The sequence below is a fragment of the Pseudoalteromonas sp. UG3-2 genome (assembly GCF_037120705.1).
Taxonomy (GTDB): domain Bacteria; phylum Pseudomonadota; class Gammaproteobacteria; order Enterobacterales; family Alteromonadaceae; genus Pseudoalteromonas.
Genome location: NZ_JAWLJU010000001.1, coordinates 247,584 through 266,638, shown reverse-complemented (window position 1 = coordinate 266,638; position 19,055 = coordinate 247,584). Strand labels below are relative to the sequence as shown.

The following is a 19,055-nucleotide window of genomic DNA, read 5'->3' as shown; positions in this document are numbered from 1 at the left end:
TTCTAACTGATTGATAAAAAAGGCCTACTGTTAATAAGAAACAGTAGGCCTAGAGTATTGCTTAGTGCTGGTTAGGCAAGATCGAAGCGGTCGGCGTGCATGACTTTACTCCAAGCTGCAACAAAATCATGAACAAACTTCTGTTGGTTATCGTCTTGGGCATACACTTCGGCGTAAGCTCGTAAAATCGAGTTGGAACCAAACACCAGGTCAACTCGGGTTGCGGTCCACTTTTTGTTGCCACTGGCGCGTTCTATAATGTCGTAGCGGTTGTCGCCATTGGGTGCCCAGCTGTATGCCATGTCGGTGAGATTGACGAAAAAGTCGTTGCTTAAGGTGCCGACCTTATCGGTAAACACACCATGCTCAGTGCCACCATGATTGGTGCCTAATACTCGCATACCACCGATTAGCACGGTCATTTCTTTTGCGGTGAGGCCCATTAGCTGTGCTCTGTCGAGCAACATTTCCTCTGGTTTTACCGCATAGTCTTGCTTGAGGTAGTTGCGAAAACCGTCGTGTACGGGCTCCAGTACTTCAAACGATTCAATGTCGGTTTGCTCGGGTTTGGCGTCCCCTCGGCCGGGAGTGAATGGTACTTTAACGGTGACTCCTGCTGCCGCCGCCGCATGTTCCACAGCCGCGCAGCCACCCAGTACTATGAGATCGGCCATGCTAATGGTGACCCCGCAGTTTTGTTGCACGGTTTCGAGGGTGTTTAGTACTTTATTTAAGCGCTCTGGTTCGTTAGCATGCCAGTCTTTTTGCGGTGCTAAACGGATCCTCGCGCCATTGGCTCCACCTCTAAAGTCAGACTGCCTAAAGGTGCGGGCGCTATCCCAAGCGGTGCATATGAGCTCCGATGCGGTGAGGTTGGTGGCCATTATTTGGGTTTTCAGTGCCTCTATTTCGCTGTCGTTTAAGGTGTAATTGGTGCTGGGGATGGGATCTTGCCAAAGTAAGTCTTCATTGGGCACTTCTGGGCCTAAATAACGGCTTTTCGGACCTAAATCGCGGTGGGTTAATTTAAACCAAGCGCGGGCAAACGCGTCTTCAAACGCTGCTGGGTCGGCATAAAACTTTTCTGAAATTTTGCGATATTCTGGATCCATTTTTAGCGCCATATCGGCGTCGGTCATCATGGGCATACAACGCTTAGTGGGATCTTCGACGTCAACGGGTTTGTCTTCTTCTTTAATGTTCACCGGTTGCCATTGCCAAGCCCCAGCCGGACTTTTGGTTTGCTCCCATTCATAGGTGAATAACAGGTAAAAGTAGCCATTATCCCATTGCGTTGGATTAGTGGTCCAAGCGCCTTCAATACCACTGGTGACGGCATCACGGCCAATGCCCCGCGTTTTGTGGTTCATCCAGCCAAACCCTTGTTCATGCAGCTCGGCGCCCTCTGGAGCTGGACCAAGGTTCTCTTCTTTGCCGTTACCATGGGCTTTACCTACCGTGTGACCTCCGGCGGTTAGGGCAACAGTTTCTTCATCGTTCATGGCCATGCGGGCAAAGGTTTCTCGCATGTCGGCTGCGGTCTTAAGCGGATCTGGGTTGCCATCAACGCCTTCGGGGTTTACGTAAATAAGGCCCATCATCACGGCTGCGAGCGGGTTTTCAAGTTCACGTTCACCGCTGTAGCGGCTATTTTCATTGTCAGAAGGGGCAAGCCATTCTTTTTCACTGCCCCAGTAGGTGTCTTTTTCTGGATGCCAAATGTCTTCGCGGCCGCCGGCAAAGCCAAAGGTTTTAAAGCCCATGGACTCGTATGCAACGTTGCCTGCCAGCACCATAAGATCGGCCCATGAAATGCGATTGCCGTATTTCTTTTTGATTGGCCACAGCAAGCGCCTTGCTTTATCGAGGTTACCGTTGTCGGGCCAGCTATTCAGTGGCGCAAAGCGTTGATTGCCAGTATTGGCACCACCACGGCCATCGGCTACTCGGTAGCTTCCCGCGGCGTGCCAAGCCATTCTGATCATCAGTCCACCATAATGGCCCCAATCAGCTGGCCACCAGGGTTGTGAGTCGGTCATTAGGTCATGAAGATCTTGCTTTAAGGCATGATAATCCAGCTTTTGAAACTCTTCTCGGTAATTGAAGTCAGCGTCCATTGGATCGGTTTTGTTATCGTGCTGGTGCAAAATGTCGAGATTGAGCGTGTGTGGCCACCATTGGTGATCACTGTGCTCTGAAGAGGTATTTGCCCCATGTGCAAATGGACATACTGACGGAGATTGCTGCTTGCTAGCCATGATCTTTCCTTTTTCTGATGACAGTAATAATAAAAACTCACCTTAACAGTGAAATGTGTATAACAATGACCTCTGTGCGACCATTGCAAATTTCAACCGGGGTGGGTGAGCTGCTTTGCGTGAGTTAAAGCCTACTGATAAGTAAAAGTAGCTGCTAAAGGTGGCCTCTGCCACTTTTGATAAGCGCAGGAGAAAGGCCCAATTATTATCCATTTGGGCCTAAGAGACAGTATTATTGTGTTTGGCTAGTTAATTGATACTCTGAGACAGTTTTAGCCTGGCTGACGTGCTCTGCTTGGTTGAGCTGTTTAATTGCTTGGCTACAAATAAACGCAAATAAGGCCAGTAGTGCGATGACTATGCAATGATCAAGGCGAGTTTGCCAAGGCAGTTGATTGAACTGGCAAACAAGGGCTACCAAAATAATGACAATGCTACTTATAAAGCTCAAGGCGGTGAGCCCAAGTAGAGTTTTAGTGTAGGAGAATAACTTGGTTACCAGCTGAGTGCTGATTAGCGCAAAAGCAAAACTGGCAAAGACACAATACTTTATTAGCGTTAGCTTTTCGCTGTAACTACTTTCTATTAGGGCCGTGGCCAAAAAGCCGTTGGCGATAGCTAACAACACACCCGTAAAGGCTCCGGCACTGAGGTGTTTTACAAAGCGCACTTTGCCGGCAATGTAATGGCGCTGTTTGCTGCGTTTAGCAATCCACATTAAGTTGCCGGTGACAATCACGTAAGCGGTTGCCAATGCCAGCAGCAAAAATGCAATGCGCATGCCGTAGCCTGCAAAATCGCCAAAATGCAGACTGGCAATGGTTGCAAGCCCGGCTCGCACCGCGTTGTCGTAGTTATCTTGGGTGAGATAAATTTGTGCTTGATTAAACAGGCTGTACTGCACTTCGTTGAGGTTTGAGAAGGTGTCGTTACTTTTTGCTGTGAAACTGACCACGGCGTTTTTGTCGCCAAAGTGGGTGATTTCTACCACGTTTATTTCTGCGTTTTCAAAGGTATTTACAGCGCGGGTGCGCAACGCATCTACCCCGGTCATTGCCATAGGTTGTTGCGCGGCGGTGACTTTGGGCTCATTGAATCCTGCGGCTTGCAGGAGTGCGGTTTGATCGCCGCCATAAAGCAACACTGCGTAGGATATTTGATAAATAATCACTAGATTAAACACCAGCCCAGTAAACGCATACATTAGGTGTATGGGGAGTCCCATGGTGCCAATCAGATTGTGAGCATCGAGCTTGCTGTCTTTGCTGCTATGGGCTCGGTATTGAAAAAAGTTTTTTGCTAGCTTACGCCAATGGATGCAAATGCCGCTTAAAATGGCGACAAAAAAGAACAAGGTGATGACACCCACAAAGTAGAGCCCGAACTTACCTAAGCCAAGATCATAATGAAGCTCGTACAAAAAAGTAGCAAATTCAAAGCGGTTGGCATCGGCTAAGATTTTGCCGCTGGTGGGGGAGAGCAATAAGTGTTGATCTTGATGGTCTTCACCGCTTATAGGATCGGGGGCCTCTAAATGCGTGGCAAAATAGACTTCGATAAAGGGGTTGTGCGCGCTTGGCTCAAGCATAAAAAAGCCGTGATCGGTGTCGACATCATATTGGTGTGCAATGGTTGCAATGGCTTTGTCGTAAGATATGGCGCCGCTAAATTCCCCCACTTGTTTAGCCAGCTCTGCACGCTCCCAACTACTGATATTATCTCTGAATAAACTGAACGAGCCGGCAATAAAAACAACAAATAACACCGTGGAAATGATAACGCCAATCCACGCATGGGCTTCTGTTAACGACTTTATGGTTTGGTTTTTCATGGTCTCTCCCTAGGCCATTAATACTAACGTGATATTTAACGCAACAGACGGCAACAGTACCGCCAGTATGGGTTTGCAGGCGGTTTTAACGCTGTTGTGGCTATAACTCCAAAGCAACACGGCGGCCCAAATGGGAAATGCCAAAATAAGTCCAAGCATCAGCAAGCTCGCTTCAGAGAAGGGCAGCAGTAGATTTAAGTTTAATACGACAGAAATGGACAATAATAAGCCAACAAAAAAGCCTAGCCATGTTTTAGACCACATGCTGCAGCCCTCCTATCAGCAAAGCTGATGTAATTAGTAGCGATGATGCCACGGTATAACGTTTTTTGGAGTAGCCACAAATAAGGGTGACAGCCACCCCAAACGCCATGGTCATGACTAAGATAGCTAAAACAGCAGACACCCAATCAAATTCAAAAGATAAAAGCACCACTGCCAGCACAGTAAGTGGCAAGGTTAATGAATACGAAACGCTTTTAGAGAGTGGTTGCTGCAGTATGATTTGTTTTGGGCTACTAGCGTATAAGGCGGTAACTGCAAACCAAACAGGAATAAGTACAAAGAAGCTCATGAGGGTGATAATCATTATTATTTACAAAAATTGTAATCATTTTAGGGATTTTATTCAAGGGCTTCTACATCGCTAGTCAGACAGTAGCGGTATTTTGCTGTAAAATGTGGTGATTTTATGCCTTTTAGCGACTGAATGGCTGCGACCACTGTATAACCGCTGAAGTGATGGCCATGCAAGCTCTGGTGGTTTGTTGCTTTGATGCTTTGAAGTGTTATTTGGTTTTTAAAGTGGGTGTCTGTTTAATTGCTTTTTAGGTGGGTGTCTGCTTTAAATCTTTTAATGGGTGTCTGTTTTAAATTCAGGGGGAGCGACTGCCGAAGCCGGTAACTTCAGCAGTCGTAGGTTGGTTACTTAAGGCTAAATGTTCCTTGCATTATTGAAAAGTGTCCAGGGAAGGAGCAAAAGAAGCTGTATGACTGTGAATCGCTCATTCCTTTGGTGCTGAAAGTCACACTGGTTTGCTCGCCACCACCAATGACTTCTGAAAACGCAATGACGCGATTGTCATTTGGTTTTACATAGCTATTTTGCGCACCGGCTGACATGCCATCTGTGGCAACGGCTTTCACATCTTCGCTTTTCGTTAGTACCCAGTTATGTCCCATGGTTGTCGCCGCGAGTTTGCCAGTGTGCTTAAGAGTGACTGTCACTTCTTCACAACTTTTAGGGGCAGATAAAGTTTTAGTTGAAAATTGCATCATATCGTTTGCTTCAATGGTGAGTTCACACTCATTAGCTTTGGCGTTACCACTAAAAAGGCTGAGGCCAACGATGGTTAAGACTGACGTGATTAGATTGCGCATTTTATTACCTCTTGAACATAAATAAAAATCATTATCATAAATATCTCTGGCGTTGTAAATGGTATAAAGTAATAAACGCAGAAGTAAAAAAATACGATCGCTTTAGGTACAAAATTCACTATGCCAGTGTTATTGAGCAAGATGTCTGTTTTGCACTGGGGTATGGCTTTACATCGTTTTCGAAGTAAGCCTTAGCCTAGGCTACTTTCATTTATTTATGCAAAGATGGTAAAAATTTCGCTAGATGGTTGCTTTAATTACGGAACTTTCAATGTAGCGAACGGGGTATCCAGCCACATAAACTGGCTGAAGAGTGTGTGCAATTGCTATTAGTTAAGCGTTTTCAATAATTCGCGTTTTGATTTTTTGTTAAGGCGCTGAAGCGAGAGATAGATCTCATAATAATTTACTGTTTTTTAACTGTTTACTGCTTTTTAGTTGTGTTTTCAATTTTTTTATTGTTATATTTTTGTTATTGAAGTGTGGCAGGGAGCTTAAATGATGCAGGATTCTACAATGTTAACAGCGCTTTCGATGGCTCTGTTCTCAAAGCACAACTTCACCCAACCCCTAAAATTCGCGGGGGGCGCAGACATGTCTAGTTTGTTAACACCAAGCGAAATCGAAAAGAGCCTTTTGGCAATAAATCACGATAATATCACCATCAGTGGCGAGATAGTGGATGTGTGTCGAAAGCTGGGCTGTTGGATGAAGCTTGTTGTTTCAAGTGATTTAGAGCTGTTGGTGTATACCGACGTAGGTAATATGGTATTTCCCGTGAATGCCATCGGCAGAAAAGCGTATGTTACTGGCTTACTGAAAAATACAGCAGATAAAGTCTCTGCTAGTGGTCTTACACAGCAACTCCAAGCATGGTCGATTGAGCCTCATAAACCGTATGCCTGGTTATTACCGTTATCGGTCACTATATCAGCCTGTGCGGGTTCAGAAGAAAACGTAGAATACGGCTAAACTGCCAAGCGTTGTAATGTATAAATTTTTAAACTTATATGCCAATAAAACAGCAACCGTCGCAGCAATTAAATAAGGGTTTTCGGTATTGATTGCCAAACGTTCCTCTTTAAGAAAAACGATAGGCACCCAAATGGCTGTTAACACGCAGGGAGCACTATAACTAAGTAAGCGTTGCATCTTTGCGCCAATGGTAAAGGGGAGCTTTCTTGCTAAAAAAACATAGCGAGTGGCAAAAGTCACGCATGCCATGGCGAGTATGGTTATAATCATGCGCGCTCCTTAAAACCTTGAATATAATAGCCAACAAACATTCCAAGCAATGCGGCGGCGATAAGGCCGAATTCGAATTCTATGATTTTAAAGAAAATCATGCTTGTTGCAGTGGTTACACAAGCTAGTAAAACAGCGAGGTTGGTTATGTTTGGAATAACCAGTGCGATAAAAATTGCGGCTATGGCAAAGTCCAGTCCAAGGTTGCTTAGATCCGGTAAGAACTGACCTGCACTGATCCCAATAAACGTCCACAGATTCCAGGCAACGTAAAAGCTACCACCGGCAAAAAGTGCATAATAGAGGCGCAATTTGCTGCGATAGGCTCTAGGATGATGAGAAAAAGCAAACAGTTCGTCAGTCAACAAAAAGGCAATCGGTCCGCGCCATCGCAAAGGTTGCTCGATGACTTTATTACGAATTGCCAAACCATAAAGGAGGTGTCTGGCACTGATGATAAATGTGGTGACGAGTAAAGTAATCAGTGAGGTGTCTTTTGCAATTAGCTCAATAGCCACTAATTGCGCCGAGCCTGCAAAAACGAGCAGGGACATAAGCTGAGTTTCCAGTGGTGTAAAGCCATTTTGAATAGCGAGAGAGCCGCACAAGATACCCCATGGTAGTACCGCTAAATTCAGTGGCAGCATGTCCCAAAAGCCTTTTGAAAAAGCAACTTTGATCATTAGCAGGCCCGCTTATATTGGTTAGGGGTGATCCCCATATTGCGCTTGAAATGTCGATTAAAGTGGCTTTGATCATAAAAGCCCACGACTGTTGCCACCTCGGTTATTGATAGTCCTTTTCTGATTAGTGCCTTAGCGTTATTAAGTCGATGCTGTATTTGAAAGGCATGTGGAGTAAGGCCCACGTGCTGCTTAAATTGTCTAATAAACTGAAAAGAGCTCATATTCGCTTTAGCTGCAAGCTCCGACACCGACATATCTTTGTACAGGTTTTCAAGCAACCAGTTTGTAGCTGAAGAAATTCGTGTTTTAGCACTTAACTCATTGCTTTTAAAGCTTACATTTCCTGACCTTTGGCAAAGGTGAGAAAATAGCTCGATCAGCATCGATTGTTTTAGCAGTAACGATTCCGACTGCTCTAAAGCGGTAAAAGTGCTATGCATTGATTGAGCTATTGTTTTATCGTTAATGACTGCTTGCTTAAAAAAAGGTGACAGGGATTGCTGTGAGCCCATGATGTTATTGTAAAGCTCGGGTGTTGGGTAAAGTGAGCGATAAGACGCTACCCCATCGCAGGCTTTTCTGCAATCATGTATTTGCTCTGCATTAATTAAAATAACACTGCCAGTTGGGGCAAAATGCTGTGCTCCAGAGCGATAAAAGCGCTGAGCGCCATTATCAACCAAAGCAAGTGTGTAACCACTATGGTTATGCTTGCCAAAATCATTTTGCTTATCAATAGTATGCAATACCTCAAGATCCCCTAAGTCACGGTGAACAGTAAACTTTGCTTGTTGCATAATCCCTCCTTCCAATCTTTATCAGAGTATCGCTACTACCGATGAAAGTCTTGTACAAAATTGCACAAAGCTGAGTAGCTTTAGTGATCAGTAATTAGCTATCTGTTACCTCTTGTGTAGCAGGGTTCAATAATATGGCTGTCTGCTATTCGATTACCAAAGCTTAAGATGTATCGCCGTGAAGTTGTGGTGGTAACAATGGCTGGGTGTCTTACTAATATCATTTCTTAAGCATTTTATAGAGTATATGACCAAGGGTAATTGTGATTCACCACAGTGAACTTTATGGACACTGAGTGAATGAAGAAATGAAGAAATGAAGAAATGAAGAAATGAAGAATAGGATGGGTGTCTTGTATCTTTTTCTCTTTAACACGATGGCCAGGGGTGATAGAGATTCACGACAGTGAACTTTATAGTGTAGTGGTCAACTAATTTTGGCCACAGTTTTAGAATCTTGGTATCTAATCTCTGATTCATTTGGTGCTAAACCAGCATTATAATGATGTGGCCTAACGTTGTTGTAATATCCGTTGATATAATCACTCACACTATATTTAGCTTCTTTAAAGCTTTCGTATCCAACCTTTGCCATCCACTCCGTTTTAAAGCTTCTAAAAAATCGCTCCATTGGCGCATTGACGCTCCTATGTCAAGGTCACGTTAGCTTTGATAAATCAGAAACTATAATTGGGTATAACTCTCTTGCAATGTAACGTTTTAAACAGCGCTGGATCTCCTTATTTGATTTCCCTTCTGATGAACGCTTCTCTACATATTTCCTAGTTCTGAAATCATTACGCATTCGAATTAAAGCTACAGTCCAAAGTGCATTATTTGCATCTCTTGCACCGCCTCTGTTTAACCTATGACGTTGCTTTTTACCGGAGGATGCATCTAAGGGGCTAACTCCACATAAGGCTGCAAATGATGATTCCTTCTTGAGTCGCTCAGGGTTGTCACCAGCAGCCACAAGTAGTGTAGCTGCGACATAGCTTCCAATGCCATACTGTTCTAGTAACGTTGAAGCTGCTGAGTTGGTTAATGCTTTAAGTTTCTTATCAATTGTTTTTAGCTCTTGTGACAGCATTACCCATTGCTCTGCTAGCAGCTTTAACATTGATATTAATGTTTCTTCAAGTATGTTTTCGGAATTCATTTCTAATGCTTTACAAGCAACAATGCAGCGGTAACTTGAAGGAACATAACACTGTTGACGAATATGCTCTGGTGCTGTCACAAGTAAAGCTCGAATTTGATTTATTGCTTGTGTCTTAGATTTTACAGAGCTTTTCCGTGCGACCACTAAAAACCTCATTGCTTCAACTATGCCATCATGAGATTTAGGGATTGCCGTAGACTCTTTGGCTAATACAGAACGAGCCGCATTTTCAGCATCCGTTGGATCCGATTTACCTCTTAACCTTCTTACTGCGCGGTTAGGGCGGTTAACTTCAAAAACACTAATCTTTTTCTCTTGTAAGAACTTACATAAGCCAGCACCATAGGTGCCTGTTCCTTCTAATCCTGCTTGGGTCACCTTTCCAAATGATTTGCACCATTTGTACAGTTGGCTATAGCCGGTTGAATTTACAGTAAACTCTTGGGTGTCGACAACTTGACCAATATCATTAACGAGTACAGCAACATGGTTATCTAAATGAGTATCGACACCTAATGTTAAATTGTTAGAAATGTCATTGCGATTCATATTCTCAGCCCTCACAGTCTCAGTAACAGGACTGGACACAGATGTTGCAATACAATGCTCCTATTAGGTCACTGATACTGAATATCATGAAATGACTGACTAATGAATATCGACAGGTCAACACAAAGATATTTTATCAATCCCAGCACGGGTCAGATATTCACTGTCAGTATGACTAAGTTTATTATCTATATCCCAACAATTCCCGCGCCGACTCATACTTTGTGTGATTTTATAGCGCCATAAACGTTGGCGGTACTTCAAGCTTGTATAATGGCTTCCTTGGTCTGAGTGAAACATCAATCCGCTTGGCCTGCCTCTGCTCTCATACGCGAGTTCAAGCGCTTTTAGCGTTAAGTTAGTATCTGGCGACAACGACATTGCCCAACCAACAACCTTACGTGCAAATAAATCAACAACGACCGCTAAATAGGCCCAGCGATTGCCTGTCCAAATATACGTCACATCACCGCACCACACCGTATTCGGCTCAACAACATCAAACTGCCTATCTAACAAATTTGGGATTTCAAGATGCTCATTACCACCCCGTTTATATTGATGTTCTGGTACTTGGCAGCTCTCTAGTTTCAGTTTAACCATCAGCTTAGCGGCCCGATAACGGCTTAATTCAAAGCCGTTATTCGTTGCGATTGCCGCGATTGTCCGTGCCCCAGCTGAACCGCCGCTCATTGCATGTATGGCTTTAACTTCCGCTTCTAGTCTTATTTGCTCTGGTGTAGGCGTTGTATCCCGTATGGCCCAATATTTATAGCTGCTGCGATGCACATTGAATACGCTACACAGCACGCTAATTGGGTAACGCTCTCGTTGATTTAACTTCTCAATTAACGAGAATTGTTCAGGGAGTCGGACATCAAGAGAGCGGTAGCCTTTTTTAATATATCCTTTTCTAATTCAATGCGTTGAATTTGCTTTTTAAGCTCACGAATTTCAATTTGTTCGGGTGTCATTGGTGACGCTGTGGGTGTCTGGCCATTCCGTTCTTGCTTTAATTGAGTGACCCACTTACTTACTGTTGATTTACCAACCCCCATCGCCTTAGCTGCATCTTCTTGTGTGTAGCCTTGGTCAACTACAAGCTGGGCTGTTTCTAATTTGATTGCCGCAGAATACGTTGCACGTTTTAATTTCGTCATTTTTTCACCCAAATTTGTATGCTTATTAGCATAACATTTCTTTCTTAATGGGTGGCCAAATTAACTATGCCACTACAATAGACACTGAGTGAATGAAGAAATCAAAAGTAGGGTGGGTGTCTTGTTAATTACTGAGTGAGTGAAAAAACCAAAAATAAGGTGGGTGTCTTGTTCATTAATATTGGGGTGATTATCAAGCTTGAGGTGTATAGATGAGAAGCAGTGAGGGTAACAATAGATGGGTGTCTGTTATTTTTCTTAGTGAGTGAAGAAATAAAAAATAGGGTGGGTGTCTGTTATTTTTGTGTCTGCTTATTAGTCATTTCAAAGCCTCAGGGCGTAAGGCGTAAAAAGTGCGTTGTGTCTAATTAAGGTGCAACTTTTTGGTAATTAATTATTACCGTTTTAAGTATATTTATTGACGAAGATGCTTACATAGTTTACTTTTGTGAAAGCGCTTACATAAAACGCGTGTTTTTTTGAATGTTTTTGTAAGCGCTTACATGTTGCTAAGGGGACGCTTTAAGCAAGTAAATCTTGAGCGGCTTGATAAAAATAAAGTTCTTAGCTATCAATTATTTGACAACAAAGTATTGCATCGGGGTAACTGATGAAGAGTGCAGCAATAAATTTCAGTAAACTAGTGAGTGCTATGTCAGTAGCACTACTAGCTGGTTGTGGCGGCAGCGCCGAGACCGAAACAAATCATCAATCTGTTGACACCACAGCGCCAGTGGCAGACTGGCAGCTAGTTTGGAGCGACGAGTTTGATGCTGACAACATTGATTCAAGCAATTGGACCAAAGAGGTCAATTGTGCTGGAGGCGGTAATAACGAAAAGCAATGTTATACCGACAGCGATGAAAATGCCTTTATCTCAGACGGCATGTTAAACATCGTTGCTTTGCCTGCCGCAGAGGGCGCTGAAAAGCCATATACCTCAGCTAGACTGAATACAAAATACAAAGCTGACTTTAAATATGGTCGCATAGAAATGCGAGCTAAATTACCAAGCGGTCAAGGCAGTTGGCCTGCATTTTGGATGCTACCGACCGATGAGGTTTACGGTGGCTGGCCTAAGTCGGGTGAAATCGATATTGTGGAGGCCGTCAACTTAAAAGTAGCAAATGAAGACGGCAGTGTTGAATCCAATATTCATGGCACACTTCATTACGGCCGAGACTGGCCTAACAACGTCAGCTCAGGTAAAGCTTACGCACTACCGGATGGTGTAAACCCAGCTGATGATTTCCACACCTATGCCATTGAATGGCAAGAAGGAGAGATCCGTTGGTATATGGATGGTTACCTGTATGCAACGCAGCGTCAGTCTGAGGTTCGCTACAACTCCAAAGATGAGGCCGTTGGCCTTAAACACCGAGGTTGGTTTGCCGAATATTTCGAGCAAGGCTCGGGTGAACTGGTTACCCATTGGGATACTGCGCCATTTGATCAACAGTTTCATTTAATCCTGAATTTAGCTGTTGGTGGTGACTGGCCTGAAAACGTAAACAATACTGGTATTGACGCAGGTGCTTTTGCTGCAGGTCAATCTTTTGTAGTGGATTACGTTAGAGTGTATGAATGTGCGTCTAACCCAGACACTGGTCGCGGTTGTGAAACAGTGCGTCCTGGCTATGATGATTTAGACGATGCTCTCGTTGAAGGCGAAGCGCCAGTACCGGCGCCACCATCATCAGGTGCTGCTAAAAATTTAACCATTTTCGACAATGAGCTCAATGTAAATTGGGCGGCTTGGGATTGCTGCGGTGGTTCAACTCCTGGACTAGTCGAAGACCCTGAGCGTGGCAACGTAATGGAGTTTTTAGTGGGTGAAGCGCCTACGGTTAATGGTTTTATTAGCCGTGCAGAGTTCTTAACCGATCCTCAAGCACAGCCAAGCCCATTTGATGCTTCTGGCATGTTAGAGTCTGGGTATGTTCGCTTTGACATGAAAGTGACCTCGCTCCCTTCTGACCCATCTGCACCATGGAAATTTAAGATTGAAAGTGAGGGCGCAGCGACGGCTGTTGAACTTGATTTAACGGCAAGCAGTGAAGGTGCTGCACCGGTTGCAGGTGAATGGCAAACCTATACATTTACTTTACAACAACTGGCCGACGCAGGCTTAGATATTTCAGCCATTGATGTGCTGATGATTTTCCCTGCTTGGGGCATGGGTAATGGCGCGGTTTATCTTGTTGATGACGTTGAAATTGCGCAAGATACGTCGCTTCCAGAGCTAACCTTATTCCAAGATTCAGTGAATGCAGATTGGCCACTATGGGACTGCTGTGGTGGATCAACGCCAGTAGAGGTGTCGGATGATGCCGAGCATGGCATTGTTGCTGAGTTTGCTATTGGCGAAGCACCAACCGTTATGGGTTTCTCTACTCGTACAGATGTTGGCGGCGCAGGTAAACCTTTCGATGCCAGTGCTCTGTTAGACGGTGGCGTGCTGCAGTTTGAAATGAAAGTCGTCAGCATGCCAAACGACCCTGCTGCAACTTGGAAACTGAAAGTAGAATCCGACAACGCAGCGAGTGCTGTAGAAGTGGATCTTTCAACAGCCAATGAAGGACACACACCTCAAGCAGGTGAGTGGCAAACGTACACATTCAACTTAAACACTTTGGCACAAGCAGGCTTAGACCCAAGTGCCATCGACGTAGTGATGATTTTCCCAGCGTGGGGAACGGGCAACGGTGCGGTGTATCGAGTTGATAATGCTAAAATCTACCATCCTGAGGCGAACAAATCGGCCAGCGGCTTGAGCTTATTCAAAGAAGAAGCGGCTGAGCAGTGGCAAATTTGGGATTGCTGTGGTGGCTCAACGCCAACAGTCGAAACGGATGAAGATGCTGCACACGGTAAAGTTGCACAATTTGTGATTGGCTCTACACCTACTGTAATGGGCTTCTTGGCTGACGATGGTGTTTATTACGATGCTTCACATTTATTAGAGTCTGGAGTTGTCAGGTTTGATATGAAAATCACTTCTGCGCCATCTAACCCCGATGCGCAGTGGTTATTTAAAATCGAATCGAACGATGCAAGCGCTGCGGTTGAACTCGCCTTGGCCGATAGCATTGAAGGTCAAGCTCCAAAAGCTGGTGAGTGGCAAACCTATACCTTCTCATTACAAGCACTGTATGACGCTGGTTTAGATATTAGCGCGATTGACGTGGTGATGGTATTCCCAAGCTGGGGCTTAGGAGAAGGCGCAGTTTACCGCTTAGATAATGTTGAAATAGATAACCAGTAATTAACCGGCTGCTACCGAGCCTTAAGCTCGGTAGCGTGCAGCAAGAATAGAGTCGCAGGGCAATCATGAATACTAAAAAATTCAATAAAAGCAAGCTTGCTATCCAACTGTCATTAGCCATGGCCGCCAATGCCGGTTTAATTGCAGTGGCGCAAGCAGAAGAAACAGAGCAACAAGAATCAGCAGAGAAAGTTGAGGTCATTGAAGTTAAAGGGATCCGAGGTAGTTTGATCCGCTCAATGGACCTGAAACGTTCATCACCAGGTGTAATGGATGCCATTTCTGCTGAGGAAATGGGTAAGTTCCCAGACACCAACTTAGCGGAATCATTGCAGCGTATTACCGGGGTGTCGGTAAGTCGCTCAAATGGTGAAGGTAGCCAAATTACAGTTCGTGGTTTTGGGCCTTCTTTTAACCTGGTTACACTTAATGGCCGGCAAATGGCCGGTACAGGTTTTACCCGCTCTTTTAACTTTGAAAACCTTTCCTCTGAGGGCGTGAGTGCTCTTGAGATAATGAAGACCGCGCGCGCAGAGTCGCCTACAGGTGGATTGGGTTCAACCGTTAATATTGTGACGGCCAAGCCATTACAAAGTTCTGGTGAGCGTTATTCTTTTATGGCCAAAGGCATTCACGACTCTTCAGTGGAAGAGGGTGATGAGGTAACTCCTGAGATTGCCGGTATATACAGTAATACGTTTGCGGATGATACCTTTGGGGTTTCGGCTAACTTCTCCTACCACCGTCGTGATTTTCAACGTCAAGCTGCGAATGTGAGATCGTGGTTGGTCAACCCAACCCTATCTGTGGATGCAGAAAATATTGTTGATAACCGCCCTATGGACGAGGATGGCATGCCTGCTAAGCAGTTCTTTGATCCCAGCGCTGGAGAGAATGGCGAGTATGTGTCTGCGGCATTTTTCCCGCAAGAAGTGAGCTTTTCTAAAGACGATGTCAAACGTGAGCGCCTAAACGCTCAGGCGACATTGCAATATGCACCCACCGATGACTTAGTGATCACTCTAGATCACACCATTTCAAATGCGGTCACGGGCAATAACTCTTTCTCTTGGGGTATTTGGAATGGCTCCTTTGGTGGCAATGGTAACGCTTATGAGCTCGATGAGAACGGTACTGCCATTTACTATAACTCGGCAGGCGATGATGCTTCGTTTACCGCATTTCGTGAAACCACTGAAGTAGACTCAAAAGCCACTGGCCTTAATATTGATTGGCAGGCGAGCGAGAACCTTAGCTTTACTCTAGATGCGCATAACTCAAAAACCACCACAGATAATGGTATGGACTCTGGGTTAAATGCTAATGCTAGGGTGATCCTTGGCTCTGCTGCGTTGACAACGAAAGAATACTTCTTTAGAGAAGGTGACGTTCCTGGCTACAATATTAACTGGGATAACGGCACAAATGAAGTTCAGCCAGCTGAAATTGGCTCAAACTTCAGCATCTTTACCAGAACCCCAGGCGAGTCTGAGGTGTCACAAGTACAACTGGATGGTCAGTTATTTACTTACACTGACATTGGCTTGGAAACGGTGAAATTTGGTGCGGCCTATACAAAGCAAACCTTAAGTGGCTGGGGTGGCTCAAATAATGCCAACGCGCCTGGTTTTAACAATGGTACCTTTGCTGAAATATTCCCAGATGCGATGTTTGAACGTGTTGATCTAAATAACTTTTTAGATGAATTCGCGTTCGGTCAAAATGGCGTGGCTCCGGGCTATACTTATATTTTCGATCTTGATGAAGCCTTTGCTCGCCAAGAGGCGTATCTCACAGAAGACGTTATTGGCAGTGATGTATATGAGATTGGTAGCTTTGATGGATTTCCGGTTAATAAGGTAGAAGAAGAAACTATTAGTGTTTACCTTTCTAGCAACTGGATGTTTGAGGTGAGCGACTATGAAGTCTATGTAAATCTTGGCTTGCGCTACGAAGAAACCGATGTGGTCAGCCCTGCAAAAAGCCGTGTAGCTGAGCAAGTATACTGGGCTGGTGGTTCTGAATGGCTGACTCAATTTGCCAGTGGCGGTGAATTAGTGGAGGTTGAGTACGAAGGTAATTACGACCTCTTGTTGCCAATGGTTGATATTAAAGTGGACCTTACTGAAGATCTCGTTACCCGAGCTTCGTGGGGCCAAAGCATAACACGACCTACTTTGGGCGATATGCTTGGCAACTTAAGCCTGACACCATCACCTAAGTTGAACTCGCGCAGTGGTAGTCGAGGCAATCCAAACTTGGAGCCGTTTAAGTCGACTAACTTCGACCTTAGCTTAGAGTACTACTATGAAGAGGGAAGTTATGCCTCGGTAGGTCTTTTCTGGAAAGACGTTGATAACTGGATTGATAACAGCCAAGTGAAAACGACGTTTGATGGCTTGCACGATGTTTACCAAGGACAACGTTGGAACGACGCGGTTGCTGCTATTGAAGCACGTGGTGAGCAAGCAACCGATGCCGCTATTTACAATGAGATAGTGGCCAATGGCGTAGGAATTGGAGAGAACAACCGTATTCTTCCCGATCCTGCCACCGATCCGCTGATCGAATGGACCATTAACTCACCGGAAAACGTCGGCTCTCGTAAAGTAAATGGTGTTGAAGTTGCGGTGCAACATCTGTTTGGTGATTCTGGCTTTGGTGCTGGTTTCAACGCCACTATGGTGGATGGCGATGTTGAGTACGATAACTATGTCTTAGCTTCACAAGCTGTGTTGGCCGGACTGAGTGACTCGGCAAACGTACAGGTCTTTTACGAGAAAGATGGGCTGTCTGTAAAAGTAACAGGGGCGTGGCGTGACCAATACCTAATTGCTCAAGGGCTTCCTGATTCGGGTGCAAGTGCGCCACCACAATACGCGGAAGAATACTTGCAATGGGATTTGAGTGTTAACTATGACATCAATGAACGCACAACCGTGTTTTTTGAAGGGGTTAACTTAACCAATGAGACTGAGCGTTCATTCAGCCGCTTTGAAAGTCAATTCTTAAGCGCTGCACAATATGGACCAAGATACTCCATTGGTTTTAGATACAGCATGGGTAATTAATTATACTTTATAAGCAAGCCGCTCTTTGAGCGGCTTTTTTATTTATGGTGTGCGATAAAACGTAGACAGCCATGCAATTTAACTATGGAGATAAGCACAGAAAAGTCCGAGGTAGCCAAGGTTTATACAAGGTCTATACAAGAGGTCTATACAAGACACCCATTCAAATTGTTGGTACTTTTGTTGTGACAACTTGTCTTTTCGGTGACAAATTTACAGTGAGACTAAGTAGTCGATCCGGCTAGGAACTAAGCTGACACCCAATGTAATTAGTAGACAGCCACCTTAAGGTTTATATATTGAGTGGGAGGTTTCTATGGATTGAAAACTCTTTAGATCTACGCTAATTCAATAGTCATTGCTAGGGAATCGTTTACTTTAGATAAGCCTTATTGGTCATTTGCAGTCAGTAGAGGAATCTATGAATAAGCCAGCCGCATTAACTGTATAAGTACATGGTTAATATGAAAACTTGCTAGCCAAGTAATAGAGCGCAACTGGTGATACCTGAGAGGCGTTTGAAGCATAGAGCCCTGCAAAATCGTCGTTTAGAGTTTGACCTTCCTACAGCACCGTGGAAGATATGCTCAAACCCTTTTGTCATTTTCATCCAGGCTATGGCCTTTATTTTTAAACGCTTCAATAGGGTAGAATCTTTTGGCAAGAGGCCAGGTTTGTCACTGCGAATACATTGCCCTGTGACTTTGACTAAGTCGATATAGGCTTCTAAGCTGATGGGCAAGAATTGTTGCTGCAAAGACCTATGTTCTTGGTCAGTGGCAAAAGGCAATAAACCCTGTGGTTGATCATCAGGATCGGCATGAAAAAGACGCTTTTTAATGCTGGTGAAATTAGAACCTTCTAATGTTTTAGCTTCTTTCGCCCGAACTGGGTTTAGATCGACATAAGCCATGCATGCGAGTAGTGCTGCTTCGTCTAGTAAGGCCTGAGACTTAAACCTTCCCTCCCAGAACCGGCCTGTACACTGATCTTCAATATTGGCTTTTCTGGCGATGTATTCATTTAGCGAACGCATAAACCAGCTAATGTCAGTTAGTCGGCTTCTTATTTCTTTGGCCTTTGTTTTGATTTTAAATTGTTCGTGTTCGAGCAGTCTCTGACCAGACAATAACTTATTAACGGTTTCACAGCTTTGGTAACAGTAGCTCCACCGCTGCAAAACTTGATGATCAGTGAGCTCTTTTGCTTTGTCGAGGTCGACGTGTAATACGACATGCGTATGGTTACTCATAACTGCGTATGCACAAATATTAATACAAAAAACCTTTTGTAATATCAGTAGTCTATTTTCAACCCAGCGACGACGATGGTCATAGTTTTTTCCCGTATGGCTGTCTGAGCCACACAAAAAAGCTCTTCTAACGCAGCGAGAAATACAATGATAATATGGGGTTTCTTTAAGACAGACTTGTCTGCTTCTAGCGGTTGCCATTAATTCACCTTCAATCCTTTGAATGCAATTTAAAGGTTAGATACTAATTTGCAAAAAGCCAACATGGCCTTTGATTTTTTGTGAGGGGGATTACAAAGAGTTTGAGGAAAAAGTAGTTTCAGTGCTTTTCTTAAAAAGACACCCACCTTAATTTCGGTGGGTGTCTACTGAACAGTGGGTGTCTACTAAACAAAACAA

13 protein-coding genes and 2 pseudogenes are annotated in these 19,055 nt (G+C 44.3%); 3 read left to right on the top strand and 12 right to left on the bottom strand.

Translation table 11 applies throughout. The features are described from left to right. Positions 1–71 precede the first annotated feature (71 nt). The 5 genes from katG to azu form a co-directional block, all read right to left on the bottom strand. Complete coding sequence (katG, locus tag R3P39_RS01065; RefSeq protein WP_336565158.1) at positions 72–2,258, bottom strand: catalase/peroxidase HPI; 2,187 nt, start codon at positions 2,256–2,258, stop codon at positions 72–74. Positions 2,259–2,490: 232 nt separating this feature from the next. Beyond that, positions 2,491–4,089: a PepSY-associated TM helix domain-containing protein gene (locus tag R3P39_RS01060; protein ID WP_336565157.1), complete on the bottom strand. Its 1,599-nt coding sequence runs from the start codon at positions 4,087–4,089 to the stop codon at positions 2,491–2,493. Positions 4,090–4,098: 9 nt separating this feature from the next. After that, positions 4,099–4,353: a hypothetical protein gene (locus R3P39_RS01055; protein ID WP_336565156.1), complete on the bottom strand. Its 255-nt coding sequence runs from the start codon at positions 4,351–4,353 to the stop codon at positions 4,099–4,101. After that, positions 4,343–4,678, bottom strand: a complete 336-nt coding sequence (locus tag R3P39_RS01050; protein WP_336565155.1) for a hypothetical protein — start codon at positions 4,676–4,678, stop codon at positions 4,343–4,345. Before R3P39_RS01050 ends, R3P39_RS01055 begins: the two co-directional genes overlap by 11 nt. Positions 4,679–5,013: 335 nt before the next feature. Next, the gene (gene azu / locus R3P39_RS01045; RefSeq protein WP_336565154.1) at positions 5,014–5,469 is read right to left on the bottom strand and encodes an azurin; all 456 of its coding nucleotides are present in this window, start codon (positions 5,467–5,469) and stop codon (positions 5,014–5,016) included. A 594-nt stretch (positions 5,470–6,063) separates the two neighbouring features. On the opposite strand from azu, the gene R3P39_RS01040 reads away from it, so the two are divergent. Next, positions 6,064–6,441: a DUF4920 domain-containing protein gene (locus R3P39_RS01040; RefSeq protein ID WP_336565153.1), complete on the top strand. Its 378-nt coding sequence runs from the start codon at positions 6,064–6,066 to the stop codon at positions 6,439–6,441. On the opposite strand, the gene R3P39_RS01035 is transcribed toward R3P39_RS01040, so the two are convergent. The 6 genes and pseudogenes from R3P39_RS01035 to R3P39_RS01010 all read right to left on the bottom strand — a co-directional run. Further along, the gene (locus R3P39_RS01035) at positions 6,415–6,714 is read right to left on the bottom strand and encodes an AzlD domain-containing protein (protein ID WP_336565152.1); all 300 of its coding nucleotides are present in this window, start codon (positions 6,712–6,714) and stop codon (positions 6,415–6,417) included. The two genes, R3P39_RS01040 and R3P39_RS01035, sit on opposite strands and share 27 nt — an antisense overlap. After that, positions 6,711–7,397, bottom strand: a complete 687-nt coding sequence (locus R3P39_RS01030; RefSeq protein ID WP_442962076.1) for an AzlC family ABC transporter permease — start codon at positions 7,395–7,397, stop codon at positions 6,711–6,713. Before R3P39_RS01030 ends, R3P39_RS01035 begins: the two co-directional genes overlap by 4 nt. Then, positions 7,397–8,197, bottom strand: coding sequence for an AraC family transcriptional regulator (locus R3P39_RS01025; RefSeq protein ID WP_336565151.1), 801 nt, complete (start codon positions 8,195–8,197; stop codon positions 7,397–7,399). The genes R3P39_RS01030 and R3P39_RS01025 overlap by 1 nt, the downstream gene beginning before the upstream one ends. Positions 8,198–8,624: 427 nt before the next feature. Continuing rightward, positions 8,625–8,837: pseudogene (locus tag R3P39_RS01020) on the bottom strand (IS3 family transposase); the annotation flags it as partial. An 18-nt stretch (positions 8,838–8,855) separates the two neighbouring features. Beyond that, a complete protein-coding gene (locus R3P39_RS01015; RefSeq protein WP_336565150.1) occupies positions 8,856–9,908 on the bottom strand; it encodes an IS110 family transposase in 1,053 nt (350 codons plus the stop codon). A gap of 192 nt (positions 9,909–10,100) precedes the next feature. Beyond that, a pseudogene (locus R3P39_RS01010) lies at positions 10,101–11,068 on the bottom strand (IS3 family transposase); the annotation flags it as partial. Between the two features lie 610 nt (positions 11,069–11,678). Between R3P39_RS01010 and R3P39_RS01005 the strand changes: the two are divergent. Both R3P39_RS01005 and R3P39_RS01000 read left to right on the top strand, forming a co-directional pair. Continuing rightward, a complete protein-coding gene (locus R3P39_RS01005) occupies positions 11,679–14,333 on the top strand; it encodes a family 16 glycosylhydrolase (RefSeq protein WP_336565149.1) in 2,655 nt (884 codons plus the stop codon). Positions 14,334–14,398: 65 nt separating this feature from the next. Then, positions 14,399–17,404: a TonB-dependent receptor gene (locus R3P39_RS01000; RefSeq protein WP_336565148.1), complete on the top strand. Its 3,006-nt coding sequence runs from the start codon at positions 14,399–14,401 to the stop codon at positions 17,402–17,404. Between the two features lie 475 nt (positions 17,405–17,879). Here the strand turns inward: R3P39_RS01000 and R3P39_RS00995 are convergent, their stop codons facing one another. Next, positions 17,880–18,857: a transposase gene (locus R3P39_RS00995; protein ID WP_336565147.1), complete on the bottom strand. Its 978-nt coding sequence runs from the start codon at positions 18,855–18,857 to the stop codon at positions 17,880–17,882. Positions 18,858–19,055: the final 198 nt, after the last annotated feature.